The organism is Stenotrophomonas sp. YJH_SMC_133, assembly GCF_059370655.1.
This window is the reverse complement of the sequence record NZ_JCAFTW010000013.1, coordinates 76224-89533: the sequence shown is the minus strand read 5'-3', so window position 1 is coordinate 89533 and position 13310 is coordinate 76224. Positions and strand designations below refer to the sequence as shown.

General features: G+C 67.1%; 11 protein-coding genes. 2 read left to right on the top strand and 9 right to left on the bottom strand.

The features are described 5' to 3' along the window. Nucleotides 1-28 precede the first annotated feature (28 nt). A complete protein-coding gene (locus tag AC5P78_RS18055; protein ID WP_087803440.1) occupies nucleotides 29-1105 on the top strand; it encodes an MBL fold metallo-hydrolase in 1077 nt (358 codons plus the stop codon). Nucleotides 1106-1132: 27 nt separating this feature from the next. On the opposite strand, the gene AC5P78_RS18050 is transcribed toward AC5P78_RS18055, so the two are convergent. Continuing rightward, a complete protein-coding gene (locus tag AC5P78_RS18050; RefSeq protein WP_012479990.1) occupies nucleotides 1133-1630 on the bottom strand; it encodes a helix-turn-helix transcriptional regulator in 498 nt (165 codons plus the stop codon). 513 nt (nucleotides 1631-2143) lie between these two features. On the opposite strand from AC5P78_RS18050, the gene AC5P78_RS18045 reads away from it, so the two are divergent. Beyond that, nucleotides 2144-5257 carry a discoidin domain-containing protein gene (locus tag AC5P78_RS18045; protein WP_235643704.1) on the top strand — a complete coding sequence of 1038 codons (3114 nt, stop codon included), beginning with the start codon at nucleotides 2144-2146 and terminating at the stop codon, nucleotides 5255-5257. 58 nt (nucleotides 5258-5315) lie between these two features. Here the strand turns inward: AC5P78_RS18045 and AC5P78_RS18040 are convergent, their stop codons facing one another. From AC5P78_RS18040 to msuE, 8 genes are all read right to left on the bottom strand, one after another. Next, a complete protein-coding gene (locus AC5P78_RS18040; protein WP_005413128.1) occupies nucleotides 5316-6293 on the bottom strand; it encodes an ABC transporter substrate-binding protein in 978 nt (325 codons plus the stop codon). A gap of 15 nt (nucleotides 6294-6308) precedes the next feature. Beyond that, nucleotides 6309-8054, bottom strand: a complete 1746-nt coding sequence (locus AC5P78_RS18035; protein WP_080334809.1) for an amino acid ABC transporter permease/ATP-binding protein — start codon at nucleotides 8052-8054, stop codon at nucleotides 6309-6311. Then, a complete protein-coding gene (locus AC5P78_RS18030; protein WP_005409345.1) occupies nucleotides 8051-8602 on the bottom strand; it encodes a GNAT family N-acetyltransferase in 552 nt (183 codons plus the stop codon). The genes AC5P78_RS18035 and AC5P78_RS18030 overlap by 4 nt, the downstream gene beginning before the upstream one ends. Continuing rightward, the gene (locus AC5P78_RS18025) at nucleotides 8599-9819 is read right to left on the bottom strand and encodes a M20 aminoacylase family protein (protein WP_099473017.1); all 1221 of its coding nucleotides are present in this window, start codon (nucleotides 9817-9819) and stop codon (nucleotides 8599-8601) included. Before AC5P78_RS18025 ends, AC5P78_RS18030 begins: the two co-directional genes overlap by 4 nt. 4 nt (nucleotides 9820-9823) lie before the next feature. Next, entirely contained in the window at nucleotides 9824-11167 is a 1344-nt protein-coding gene (locus AC5P78_RS18020; RefSeq protein ID WP_005413124.1) for an LLM class flavin-dependent oxidoreductase, read from the bottom strand. Between the two features lie 17 nt (nucleotides 11168-11184). Continuing rightward, entirely contained in the window at nucleotides 11185-12162 is a 978-nt protein-coding gene (locus AC5P78_RS18015; protein WP_005409342.1) for an MsnO8 family LLM class oxidoreductase, read from the bottom strand. 14 nt (nucleotides 12163-12176) lie between these two features. Beyond that, nucleotides 12177-12539, bottom strand: a complete 363-nt coding sequence (locus tag AC5P78_RS18010) for a DUF3088 family protein (RefSeq protein ID WP_005409341.1) — start codon at nucleotides 12537-12539, stop codon at nucleotides 12177-12179. 158 nt (nucleotides 12540-12697) lie between these two features. After that, nucleotides 12698-13279 (bottom strand): FMN reductase, encoded by a 582-nt coding sequence (gene msuE, locus AC5P78_RS18005; RefSeq protein ID WP_138969679.1) that lies wholly within the window; start codon nucleotides 13277-13279, stop codon nucleotides 12698-12700. Between the last annotated feature and the right edge of the window lie 31 nt (nucleotides 13280-13310).

Here is a 13310-nt window from a genome sequence, read left to right as displayed (position 1 = left end):
TGTGCAGTGTACTCAGCGGACGTCACCCATGAAGCGCCTGCTCCTTGTCCTCCTGCTTGGAATCCTCGCCGTGACCGCCTACACCTTCTGCAAGTCCTGGTCCCTCCCCGACTTCCCCGAGTCGCCGCAGTACCGTGATGGCAAGTTCCGCAATGCCCTGCCCCGTCCAGCGATGGGCCTGCGCGACGGCCTGGAGATCTGGTGGACGTTCCTCTTCAACAAACCCAAGGGCACCGTGCCCGCGCACCCGATTCCAGTGCAGCCGCTGGACCGCGCCACACTGGACGCCGCGCCGGACCGCAGCCTGTTCCGGCTGGGGCACTCTACGATCCTGCTGAAGCTGCGCGGCCAGTACTGGCTGACCGACCCGGTGTTCTCCGAGCGCGCCTCGCCGGTGCAGTGGATGGGCCCGGCCCGCTTCCATGCGCCGCCGATCAGCATCGACGATCTGCCGCCGATCGCCGGCGTGATCCTCTCGCACAACCACTACGACCACCTCGACCACGCAGCGGTGATGCAGCTGGCCGGCAAGACCGCGCGCTTCATTGCACCGCTCGGCGTCGGCGACCAGCTGATCGCCTGGGGCGTGGACGCCAGCAAGGTCGAACAGCTGGACTGGTGGCAATCGACCGAGGCCAATGGCCTGCGCCTGACCGCCACCCCCGGCCAGCATTTCTCCGGCCGCGGACTGGGCGACAGTGATCGTAGCCTGTGGGCGTCATGGGTGATCCAGGACGGCGACTTCCGCATCTTCTTCAGCGGCGACACCGGCTACTTCGACGGCTTCAAGGCCATCGGCGAAAAGTACGGCCCGTTCGACCTGACCATGATCGAGACCGGTGCCTACGATCCGCGCTGGGCGTTCGTGCACATGCAGCCGGAACAGACGCTGCAGGCGCACCTGGACCTGCGCGGCAAGTGGCTGCTGCCGATCCACAACGGCACCTTCGACCTGGCCCTGCACGAGTGGCAGCAGCCGTTCGAACGGATCACCGCGCTGGCCGCAGCGAAGAATGTTCCGGTGGCCACGCCGATGATGGGCGAAGCGCTGGACATGCAGGCGCCGCAGGCGGGTACGCGATGGTGGGAGACGGTGGAGCTGTAATGCGATGGGCTCCGATTCTGGCCGCTGCTACGTCTTCGGGTGAAGCCTGCGCCCTTCCCGGGCCAGATTGATCTGCAGCGCAGCGGCGGCGAGCTCGGTCATTTCCGTCGTGACTTTCCCGCTGCCGCGCGCTCGCAGCCAACCGAGAATGTCGACCAGATGCCAGATCGAGGTCGAGCCGTCATGCACGGGGGACGGAAACGACTGCGGGTTGGCCAGCATGAGCTTCCGCATGTTCTGGCGCGACATTCCGAGCAGGTCTGCGACGTCAGTGAGCCCCACCAGATCGGGGCTCACTTCAACCAGTTCGGCACCGGGCACGGCCCGCTGCACATCGTCCAGCGCCGAACGCAGGGCAGCCCCTGCGCTGTCTGCTTCGCGGCAGAACGCCAGGGCCAGCCGTCCCGGCAGCCCAAGGCCCACAAGCGCGTCGTCACAGCCGCCTTCGGCCAGGCGCTGCTCGAGGACGCCGATTTCATTGCCTGTGTCCGGCAAGCGGTACTTCAGGGTGAAGTTGAATTCCATGATTGACCCCTTCGCTTCTGACGAAGCCTGATCTCATTGCTCACGACTGCAGTTCTCGACCACACGCCGCAAGGCCCTTGCATGATGGCTGCCGCTTCGCGGCATGCTCCAGACGCTCACGATGCAGAACTCCCCGCATCGGCAATCGGTGTCGTTGTAAGGGCAATACATCCGGCCCCACGCATGGCCGCCCGCCATACGGAGCCTCCACCCGCGGTCCTCCGCGAACTGCAACGCCGCTTCGATGTCCTTGTCTGGATGACGCGCTCGAGACATTCCTTGTTCTCCATAGTCTGCACACGGCTCACGTAAGTTGTCAAATGACAACCAAACTAAAAGACTTGCGATGTGACCCTAGCCAATCCGCGCTACACGTCCAGAGCCACATCCGTCAGCCCTCCCGTGATGGCGGGGCCAGCGTCCAGCGGCGCTGCAGTGCGTCATGTAACCGATTACATCCCTTGCTAGCGTAGCGCTCGCCCGATTCCGGTCGATCCTGCGAGGCTGCCAGTAATGACGTTGCGCGCCGAACGCTCCAAGGTCTCCACACCGCTTTTCCCGTTGCGCCCTGCCGCTGCCCTGCTGTTGGCCGCCCTGGCCTCCAGCGCACAGGCACTCCCCCCGCGCAGCCAATGGCAGGCCAGCAGCTCCTCGCAGCAGGTGCCGGCGATGGCGATCAGCCACCTGATCGACGGCGACCCGAAGACCGTCACCGGCGGTGCCTTCAGCCCCGGCCACTGGTTCCAGATCGACCTGGGCGCGCCCACCCTGCTGGCCGGCGCGCGCCTCACCTGGGATGTATCGAACCCGGAAGGCTATTCACTGCAGACGTCAATGGACGGCACGCAGTGGCAGACTGCGTACACGATGGCCGATTCGCTGGGCGACGTGGAAACGCTGTACTTCGCACCGCGGCAGGCGCGCTACCTGCGGCTGGCCAGCCCGCAGCGCACCTCCGACTGGGGCGTGTCGATCTTCGAGATGGAGCCGCTGGACAGCACGCTCAGCGCACGCATCAGCGGTATCGATGCAACGCAGGCAGCAGCGCTCTGGCAAGGCGGCGGCACCGTCCCGATTCCGGCCGGGACAAATGGATCCCATGCGTTAGAGATCACGCTGCCGCAGGCTCAATCGACGGCTGGTCTGGTGGTCGACTGGGCTGATGGCAGCCGCGGCCCTGCCCGATTGCAGGTTCAGGATGCACAGGGCCGGTGGCAGGACCTCGCGCACGATGCGCAGGCGGCCAGCCACCGCCAGAGCTGGCTGGCCGCCAATGCCGCACAGGCCGTGCGTGCATTCCGCCTGAGCGTGGATGGATCTGCACCAAAGGTGGCACGCCTGCGCCTGCTCGGCCCAAAAGCCGTGATGACACCGATGAAGCAGTATCAGATCGCCGCCAGCGGCGCGGAGCGCCCGTTGTTCCCAGCCTCACTGCAGATGCAGCAGACCTATTGGACGGCCGTCGGCGTGCACGCAGGACGACAGAAATCGATCTTCGACGAGTACGGAAACCTGGAAGCCTTCAAGGGCGCGCCGTTGGTGCAGCCGATCTGGCGCAGCGCCGATGGGAGCACTGCGGGTGCGGCCGGGCAGAACGTGCAGCATGCATTGCAGGACGGCTGGAAGCCGATGCCCTCCGCTACCTGGTCACCGCAACCTGGCCTGGAGCTGCGCAGTGAAGCGTTCGCCATCGAGCGCAATGGCCAGCCGGTGACCTTCCTGCGTCATCGCCTGCACAACACCGGCGGCACCAGGATCGACGGCACGCTCAGCCTGGTCGTGCGCCCGATGCAGATGAATCCACCGTGGCAGAACGGCGGGCTGTCACCCATCCGCGATGTGGCGATCGATGGACAGGCCGTGCGCATCAATGGACGCACGCTGCTGCAGTCGCTCACGCCGGTGGCTGCGTCCGGCGCGGCGCCGTTTGGCAGGGAAGGCGCAACGGAAATCACCGCGACCCTGGCTGCCGGCCAGCTGCCCTCCACGCAACAGGCGCGTGATGACCAGGGTCTTGCCGCCGCCGCGCTCAACTACCGTGTATCACTGGCACCGGGCGCCAGCGATGCCATCGTGGTCGCGTTCCCGCTGGGTACTGCCGCCGCCGATAGCAAGGGCGCACTGCCCGAGGCGCCTGCGCTTGATCTGGCCACGCTGCCCCGCGATGCCAATACGGCGTTCGATTCCCTGGCCACGCAGGCCTCTGCGGACTGGCAGGCACGGCTGGGCCAGGTCGGGCTGCGCCTGCCCGATCCCTCACTGGTCGACATGCTGCGCGCGCAGGCCGCCTACATGCTGATCAACCAGACCGGCCCGGCCATGCAGCCCGGGCCCCGCAACTACAACCGCTCCTTCATCCGCGACGGCATGGCCACCTCGGCGGTGCTGCTGCGCATGGGCGAAGCACGCGTCGCGCGCGACTACCTGGCCTGGTACAGCGAACACGGCGTGCATGCCAACGGCCTGGTCTCGCCGATCCTCAACGACGATGGCAGTGTCAACACCGGCTTTGGTTCGGACATCGAGTACGACAGCCAGGGCCAGTACGTGACGCTGGTGGCCGATGTCGCGCGCCTCGATGGCGGGCCAGAAACAGTGCGCGCCTATCTGCCGAAAGTGAAAGCGGCGCTGCGCTTTCTGCAGGAACTGCGCGAGCGCACGCTGGTGCCCGGCTACAAGGCCGACCAGCCGGCACCGGAACGCTTCGCGGGCATCATTGCGCCGTCGATCAGCCACGAGGGCTACCCCTCGCCCACCCACAGCTACTGGGATGACTACTGGGGACTGAAGGGCTGGCACGACGGCGCGTGGCTGGCCGAGGCACTGGGCGACCACGAGACTGCTGTCTGGGCGCGCGAGCAATACAAGCTGCTCTACGGCGCGCTGCACGCCTCTATCCAGGCGACGATGGCGTGGAAGGGCATCGACTTCATCCCCTCCTCGGCCGACCTGGGCGATGGCGATCCAACCGGCGTATCGATCGCACTGGACCCCACCGGTGCGCAGAGCGTGCTGCCCGCCGAGGCACTGCGGACCACCTTCGCGCGTTATCTGGAGGATGTGCGCAAGCGCAGCCAGCCCGAAGCGCTGTACGCCTATACGCCGTATGAGATCCGCAACGTGCTGAGCTATGTGCACCTGGGCCAACCGCAGGTTGCCGATGAGCTGCTGCAGGGACTGCTGCATGATCGGCGCCCGCTTGAGTGGCAGGTACTGGCCGAGGTCGTGCACTCGCGGCTGCGTTTCCCCCGCTACCTGGGCGACATGCCGCATACCTGGATTGGTGCCGAGTATGGCCGCACGCTGTTCGGCATGCTGATGCGCGAAGACGATGATGCATTGTCATTGCTGCCGGGCACGCCGCTGTCGTGGGTGGCGGGCGATGGGTTGGCGGTGGAGCGGCTGCCGACCGCGTATGGCACGTTGCAGATGCAGGCGCGGCAGCGCGACGGCACGCTGACGGTCACGCTGGGCAAGGGGTTGCGCAGCGGGACGGCAGTGAAAGTCTGGTGGCCGGCGCGCACCATGCCGAAGACGGTGCGTGTGGATGGGCATAGCGTTTCCGACTTCGATGCCGAGGGTGTGCGGCTGGCGAAACCGTTCAAAACGCTGGAGGCGCGCTGGTAAAGCAGCCGAGCAAGGCTTGGCTCTACAAAGCGGGGGGTCACCCGGGCCACGCCCGGTGTCATTGCAGCGTCGGCAATCCCGGCGGGTTGGTCTGCGACTGCGGCACAGCTTCCTCGGCCACGTTCCATCGCTTCAGCGCCTGCGCATATGTACCACTGGCAATCTGCGTGTTCAGCGCCTGCGTCACCGCATCGGCCAGGCCGCTGCCCTTGCGGGTGGTCACCGAGATCGCCGCAGCGTTCGGCCAGCCGCCGGGGAACAGGCCCACGCGCCGCACCTTGCCGTCGCGTGCCGAGTACGCGCCGGTGGCATTGGGCTCGAACGAGACATCGGCCCGCCCGGTGATCACCGCCAACCGGCCGACCACCGCGTCATCGAAGTACTGGTACTCCACCGGCTTCAAGCCGGCAGCGATGTTCTGCTGGTCCCACTGCCGCAGGATCTGGTCCTGGTTGGTGCTGGCACCGACCACCACCTTCAGCCCGGCAACGTCGGCCGGCTTTTCGATCTTCTGGATCGGCCCATCAGTGCGCGTGTAGATGCCCAGCAGGTCGTAACGGTAGCTGGAGAAATCGAACTTCTTCTTTCGCTCCTCGGTGACCGTCACGTTCGACAGCACCGCATCGTACTTGCCCGATTCCAGCCCCAGCGGCCAGTCGGCCCACGCCACCGGCACGATCACCAGCTTCAGGCCCAGCGCATCGGCGATCAGGCGCGCGATGTCCGGCTCGATGCCGACCACGCCCTTGCTGTCGGCGCCGTAGTCGGCCAGCGGCAGCTGCCCCGGATGAGTCGCCACGGTGAACGCCCCCGGCGTGACGAAGCGGTAGCCAGCCGGAATCAGGGCCTGCGCCTTCGGGTCGAGCGTGCCCTTCAGGATGGCGGTGTTCGCGCGGGCCAGGCTGGTCGCGGCCACGGCGCCGGCATCCGGGGCCTGGCGCACGCGCGAGTAGACGATGCCGGCGATGCCGATGACCAGCACGCCTGCGATCAACAAGGTGCTGCGTGAGGGGCGACGGGGTGCTGCAGGGCTCATGGCATTCCTTGAGGGTTACAGGGTCTTGGCCAGGAAATCGGCGGTGCGTTGCTGGCGCGGGCGCTCGAACAGGGCCTCGGGCGTGCCCTGCTCGATCACCCGGCCCTGGTCCATCATCACCACGTGGTCGGCCACGCGGCGGGCGAAGCTCAGCTCATGGGTGACGATCACCAGCGTGGTACCCGAACGGGCCAGTTCTTCGATCACGCTCAGCACCTCGGCCACAAGTTCCGGATCCAGCGCCGACGTGGGTTCGTCGAACAGCAGCACCTTCGGCTGCAGCGCCAGCGCGCGGGCGATCGCGATGCGCTGCTGCTGGCCACCGGACAGCTGGCGCGGGAACGCATCGGCCTTGTCGGCCAGGCCGACCCGCTCCAGCAGCGTGCGCGCCTGCTGCTCGGCCTGCGCGCGCGGCACACCGCGTACTGCGATCGGCGCTTCGATGATGTTCTCCAGCGCGGTCAGGTGCGGGAACAGGTTGAAGCCCTGGAACACCATGCCCACTTCCGCACGACGGCGGCGGATCTCACGCTCGGGCAGTTCGTACAAGGTGTCACCCTCGCGGCGGTAGCCGATCAGCTGGCCGCCCACGGTCACATAGCCGCTGTCGGCACGCTCCAAGTGGTTGATCAGCCGCAGCAGCGTGGATTTGCCGGCGCCGGACGGGCCGATCAGAACCGTCACGCTTCCAGCGCGCAGGTCCAGGTTCACGTCTTCCAGCACCGGCTGCTCGCCGAACACCTTGCCCACACCATGCAGCGACACCGCAGCGCCCTCGCCCGCTTCAACCTGGGTGGCGATGCGCGGGCGGTTGGCCACGCGCGGCGCGGCATCGCTCTGCACACGCGGGGGCGATGACACTCGCGACACCGAACGCTCGCGCTGCAGTTGGCCGCGCGCGAAGCGCTGTTCCACGCGCCGCTGCAGCAGCGACAACACGGTCAGGATCACCAGGTACCAGACCGTGGCCACCATCAGCAGCGGCACCACTTCCAGGTTGCGGCGGTAGATCACCTGCACGGTGTAGAACAGCTCAGGCAGCGCCAGCACGTAGACCACCGAGGTGCTCTTGGCCAGGCCAATCACATCGTTGAACGCGGCCGGCAGGATCGAACGCATCGCCTGCGGCAGGATGATGCGGCGCACCTGGCGACCGCGCGGCAGGCCGAGTGCGGCCGCGGCCTCGTACTGGCCGTGGTCGACCGAGAGGATGCCACCGCGGATCACCTCGGCCGAGAACGCGGCCTGGTTCAGGGTCAGGCCCAGTACCGCGGCGGTGAACACACCGATCAGCTGCGTGGTCGGGTACGAGAACAGGCTGATGCCGGTGAACGGCACGCCCAGCTCGATGGTGCTGTACAGGTAGCCCAGGTTGTTCAGCAGCAGCAACAGCACCAGCAGCGGGATCGAGCGGAACAACCACACGTAGCCCCACGACACCGCCGACAGCAGCGGCGAACCAGAGACGCGGGCCAGCGCAAGCAAGGTGCCCAGCGCGAAACCGAGACCGGTACCGAGTGCGGTCAGCAGCAGCGTGCGGCCCAGGCCCTCGAGCACCGGGCGTGCGAAGAACCACTCAGCGAAGGTGCCCCAGCCCCAGCGCGGATTACCCAGTACGGACTGCAACCCGATCAGGATCAGCGCCAGTGCCAATACTGTGCCGAACACCTGCAGCGGATGCCGGGCCGGCACGATCTTCAGCGCCGGTGCGGGCGCCGGCCGGGTTGCAATGCCATCCAGCGCGGTCGAAGGCGTGCTCACGCGTGGGCTCCTTGCAGCTGGGTCTGCGCAGGCACGATGACGGGCGCCGGTGCCCGCAGGTGCTTTTCGAACGGCAGGTGCGCAATGGTTTCGGGATCCGCATCCAGATCGAACAGCGCGGTGTAACCATGGCTGAGGTACAGGCCAACCGCTTCAGGCTGGCGGAAGCCGGTGGTCAGGAACACCCGCCGGTATCCTTGCCGCGCCGCCTGGTCTTCCAGCTCCTGCAGCACGCGCCGCGCGATGCCCTGGCGACGCAGCCCGGGCAACGTCCAGATCCGCTTGAACTCGGCGGTATCCGGATCGCGGTGCGGCATGAACGCGCCGCCGGAGATCGCCACCCCGTCGCGCAGCAGCAGCACGAAGGCACCGACCGGGGCCGCAAAGGCCTGCGCCGGGTAGCGCTGCAGCTCCTCGCGGGCGCTGCCGCCGATGCGTCGGCGCACGTCGGCGTAGCGGCTGTCGTACTCCTGTTCCAGGCCATCGAACAGAGGCCGTGCCAGCGGATCATCCACCGAGGTGTAGAAGAAGCGTTCGTTGCTGCTCATGCCACGTCCTTCACCAGATAGTCTTCGGCCAGCCGTGCCCACAGGCTGGCGGCGGGTGCGATTGCGGCGTCGTTGAACACGTAGCGCGGGCTGTGCAGCGGCGCGCTGTCGCCGTTGCCGACGAACACGAAACTGCCCGGCCGCGCCTGCAGCAGGAAGGCGAAATCCTCGCTGGCGGTGCGTGGCGCGAATTCGGGCACCACGTGTTCTGCACCGAATCCCCGCACAGCGACCTCGCGGATGTAGGCAGTCTGCTGCGGGTGGTTGATCACGCTGGGGAAACCGCGCGGGAACTCGATCTCGGCGCGCGCACCGAACGCGGCAGCGGTCTGCTCGGCAATCCCGGTGACCCGGCGCCGCAGGGTGTCGCGTACCTCCGGCAGGTAGGCGCGCACGGTCAGTTTCAGCTCGACCACGTCCGGAATCACATTGGCGGCCTGGCCGCCGTGGATCGAGCCGACGGTGACCACGCCCATCTGCCGCGGATCGACATTGCGCGACACCACGCTCTGCAGCGCAGTGATGATGTGCGCGGCGACCAGGATCGGATCCACGCTGCCCTGCGGCTCGGCACCGTGGCCACCCTTTCCGATCACCTTCAGCCGTGCCCAGTCCACCGACGCCATCGCCGGGCCATCGACAAAGCCGAAGTGGCCCACCGGCACGCCCGGCCAGTTGTGCAGGCCATAGATCGCGTCCACCGGGAAGCGCTCGAACAGGCCGTCGGCAATCATCTTCGATGCGCCCGAACCGGTCTCCTCGGCCGGCTGGAACACCAGCTGCAGGGTGCCGTCGATATTGCCGTGATGGGCCAGGTAATGCGCGGCGGACAGCAGGATGGCGGTGTGCCCATCGTGGCCACAGGCATGCATCAGCCCTTCGTTCTGGCTGGCGTAGGCCAGCCCCGAGTCCTCGTGGATCGGCAGTGCATCGATGTCGGCGCGCAGGCCGAGGCGACGGCTGCCCTGCCCGCGCTGCAGCGTACCGACCACGCCGGTGCCACCGAGGCCGGTGGTCACCTCATAGCCCCACTGCTGCAGCAACTCGGCCACACGGGCGCTGGTGCGGTGCTCATCGAAGGCCAGCTCCGGATGCCGGTGCAGGTCATGGCGGATCGCGATGGCCGCCTCGGCGCGTGCCGCGATTTCGGGCAGCACGCCGATGGACGCGGGGTCTCGCCGGGCATGGCCGGGCGCTACCGAATTCTCTCCGCTCATCGCCCTACCCCGCCTTCCGCGCCGGTTCGGCATCGGTCGAATGGCGGCTGGCCTTGTACGGCAGGCCCAGATGCTCACGCAGCGTCTGCCCCTGCAGTTCACGCTGGTGGTAGCCACGGGCCTGCAGGATCGGCAGCACCTGGGTCACGAAATCGTCCAGGCCTTCGCGCTGTGCGGCGAATCCAAGGATGAAGCCGTCGCTGGCACCGGCGTCGAACCAACGGATCAGCTCATCGGCCACGTGCTCCGGCGTGCCGATGAAGTTTGGTCGCGGGCTCACCGCTTCAAGCGCCACCTGGCGCAGGCTCAGGCCTTTCTCACGCGCGTCCTGCTTGATGCGGTCGGTGGTGGAACGGAATGAGTTGCTGCCGATGTCACCCAGCTCCGGGAAAGGTGCATCCGGATCGTACTGGCTGAAATCGTGGTGATCGAAGAAGCGCCCCAGGTACGCCAGTGCATCCTCCAGCGTAGCCAGTGCGGCGATCGCCTGATACTTGGCTTCGGCCTCCTCGGCCGTGCGGCCGACGATGGGACCGATACCCGGGAAGATCTTCACGTCATTGCCGCTGCGGCCGTGCGCAATCGCCGAGTTCTTCACCTTCTGGGTGAACGCGCGGGTTTCTTCCAGCGATGGCGAATGGGTGAACACCGCATCGGCGTACTTGCCGGCCAACGCGATGCCATCATCGGAAGAACCCGCCTGGAAAATCACCGGCTGTCCCTGCGGCGAGCGCTGGATGTTGAGTGGGCCTTCCACCTGGAAGAAGCGGCCCTTGTGGTCGAGCCGGCGGAACTTTTCCGGCGCGAAGAACGCGCCGCTGTCACGCTCGCGCACGAAGGCATCGTCATCCCAGGAATCCCACAGCCCCTGCACCACCTCCAGATACTCGTCGGCGATCTGGTAGCGCAGCGCATGCTCCGGGTGCGGCCGGCCATAGTTGCGACCCGAACCTTCCAACGGTGAGGTCACCACGTTCCAGCCAGCACGGCCGCCGCTGAGCAGATCCAGCGAGGCGAACTGGCGGGCGACAGTGAACGGGTCGCTGTACGAGGTGGACAGCGTACCGGCCAGGCCGATCTTCTTCGTTGCCGTGGCCAGCGCCGACAGCAGCGAGATCGGCTCGAAGCGGTTGAGGAAGTGCGGAATCGACTTCTCGTTGATGTACAGGCCGTCGGCAACGAAACCGAAGGCGATGCCGTTGTCCTCGGCGGTGCGCGCAATGTCGATGTAGAACTGCAGGTTGACGCTGGCATCGGCCGGGTTGGACGGATGCTTCCAGGCATGCATATGGCTGCCGGGGCCCTGCAGCATGATGCCGAACGGAATGTGGCGCGGAGTGGTGCTCATGGAATCGCTCCTGCAGGTCAGGCCACCGCCGCGCGCGGCGCGGGCGACAGCAGTTCAAGGGATGTCAGGCGTGCGTCGAGGTCGGCCACCGGCGCATCGAGGATGAATTCACCCACGCCGAAGCGCCGGTGCAGCGCGTCCAGTTCGCCGCGCACGTGCTGCGCATCGCCGGACAACACGCTCGGACGTGTTTCCTCGATGCGGAAGTCGGCCACGCCCACCTGGCGTGCGTACTCGGCAGCCGCCTCTGGGCTGGGCAGGTTCACGGTCTGCCCGGGACCGAGGTGCAGCTTGTAGACGCGCAGCGCACCAATATGACGCGCAGCGGCTTCGGCAGTCGGCGCGGCGAAGGCCACCGTAGCCAGCAGCGGTGGCTGCGAGGAGACGCTGCGGTAGGCGTCGAACGCGGCCTCGATGTGCTTCGGGTCGCCGTCGAAGTGCGCGGCGTAGACGAAACGCCAGCCCAGCTCGGCCGCCTGCCGTGCACTCTGCGGGCTGGCACCGAGCAGGAAGCGCTCCGGCGCCTGCTGCGGAATCGGCCGCGCCAGCACATCGGCTTCGGCGCCGGACAGATAGCCCTCAAGATCGCGCAGTTGCTGGTCGAAGTCGGCAAACGCCGGCCGCCCCGCTGCCAATGCAGCGGTAGATGCCGGCAGGCCGCCGGGCGCCTTGCCCACGCCCAGATCCACGCGCCCTGGCGCCAACGCCGCCAGCAGGTTGAAGTTCTCCGCCACCTTGTACGGCGCGTAGTGACGCAGCATGACCCCACCACTGCCGATGCGGATGCGCCGGGTCTGCGCCAGCACCCAGGCCGCCAGCACTTCCGGTGCGGGGCTGGCCAACGTCGGCGCGGCGTGGTGCTCGGCAAACCAGTAGCGGTGATAGCCCAGCTGTTCGGCGCGCTGCGCCAGCTGCAGGCTGTTGCGCAGCGCCTGCTCCGGTGAGGCGCCTTCGGCCACCGGGCTCTTGTCCAACACGCTGATCTGATAGCTCATGGTCGCGTCCTCGCTCAGGGATGGGCCACGGGGATGCCGAGCAACCCGTTCAGCGCGGCCAGGATCGGCTCGGCACCGGAGATGTACTGGCGGTCCTGGTGCACGCCACTCGCGAGGTCACTGCGCACGCCCTGCGGCAGCACCAGCTTCGGCAGCGACTGGTCCTGCTCGCCGATCTCGGCGATCACCTCCCGGCGCGGCCGTGCGAAACCGATGCGGCGCACGTCCAGCTGCGCGTCCAGGCCGTCGATGCTCGACAGCGCACCTTCCAGCAACAGGCTGTGCCGGCAGAAGAAGCGCTGGCCGGGAATCTGTCCGTCCTCGAACTCACGGTCGAGCAGGAACAGGATGGGCTTGTCGGTTGCGTCCAGACTCACGGGGTCGTCCTCATCGGGGGGGCGGCAATGCGATGCCGCTTCGATATCGATGCTAGAGATGACGGCGGTCGGCACGGCGATGCCAGGCGACAATCGGCGGTCAGATCCGGCCATGCAGATGCGCCTTGGCCATAAGCAAAGCGCCGCCGGTTATGCCGTCAGGCGATCCTTCGCAGCGGCGCCGGTACCGCCAGCGCCTGCGAAGCCAGATGCCCTGCCGCGCGCTCGGCCGCCAGTGCGATGCGCGCCTGCAAGGCTGCACTGTGGATGTGCTCGCCATCGAAGTCGGCAGGCGTGGCATACACCCCGATCGGCAGCGTGTGCGCCTGCAGGAAACTGAACAACGGCCGCAACTGGTGGTCGATCACCAACGCATGGCGCTCGCTGCCACCGGTCGCCGCCAGCAGCACCGGCGTATCCACCAGCGCTTCCAGCCCGATGAAATCGACCAGGTGCTTGAACAGCCCGGGATAGGAACCGCGATACACCGGCGTCGCCACCACCAGCAGACCGGCCGCCTCGATTGCCTGCAGTGCCTGCTCTACGGCTGGCTCCGCTTCATCGCGCGACAGCGACTGCCCCAGCGAACGCGCAATCGGCGCCAGCTCCACCAGCTCCACGCTCGCATGCACCCGCTGCTGCAACGACGCCAACAAGTGCCGCACCAGCAGCAACGTGCGCGACGTTGCCGAGCTGGTCGGTGACCCCACCACTGCCACCACCTTCAATGCAGAAGACATGAAATGCTCCTCGATGATGCCGAACTACGTC

Bases quoted from the DNA above. Each gene is read 5' to 3' on its own strand.
- AC5P78_RS18055 (WP_087803440.1), top strand. From the start codon at position 29: ATGAAGCGCCTGCTCCTTGTCCTCCTGCTTGGAATCCTCGCCGTGACC.
- AC5P78_RS18050 (WP_012479990.1), bottom strand. From the start codon at position 1,630: ATGGAATTCAACTTCACCCTGAAGTACCGCTTGCCGGACACAGGCAAT.
- AC5P78_RS18045 (WP_235643704.1), top strand. From the start codon at position 2,144: ATGACGTTGCGCGCCGAACGCTCCAAGGTCTCCACACCGCTTTTCCCG.
- AC5P78_RS18040 (WP_005413128.1), bottom strand. From the start codon at position 6,293: ATGAGCCCTGCAGCACCCCGTCGCCCCTCACGCAGCACCTTGTTGATC.
- AC5P78_RS18030 (WP_005409345.1), bottom strand. From the start codon at position 8,602: ATGAGCAGCAACGAACGCTTCTTCTACACCTCGGTGGATGATCCGCTG.
- AC5P78_RS18025 (WP_099473017.1), bottom strand. From the start codon at position 9,819: ATGAGCGGAGAGAATTCGGTAGCGCCCGGCCATGCCCGGCGAGACCCC.
- AC5P78_RS18020 (WP_005413124.1), bottom strand. From the start codon at position 11,167: ATGAGCACCACTCCGCGCCACATTCCGTTCGGCATCATGCTGCAGGGC.
- AC5P78_RS18015 (WP_005409342.1), bottom strand. From the start codon at position 12,162: ATGAGCTATCAGATCAGCGTGTTGGACAAGAGCCCGGTGGCCGAAGGC.
- msuE (WP_138969679.1), bottom strand. From the start codon at position 13,279: ATGTCTTCTGCATTGAAGGTGGTGGCAGTGGTGGGGTCACCGACCAGC.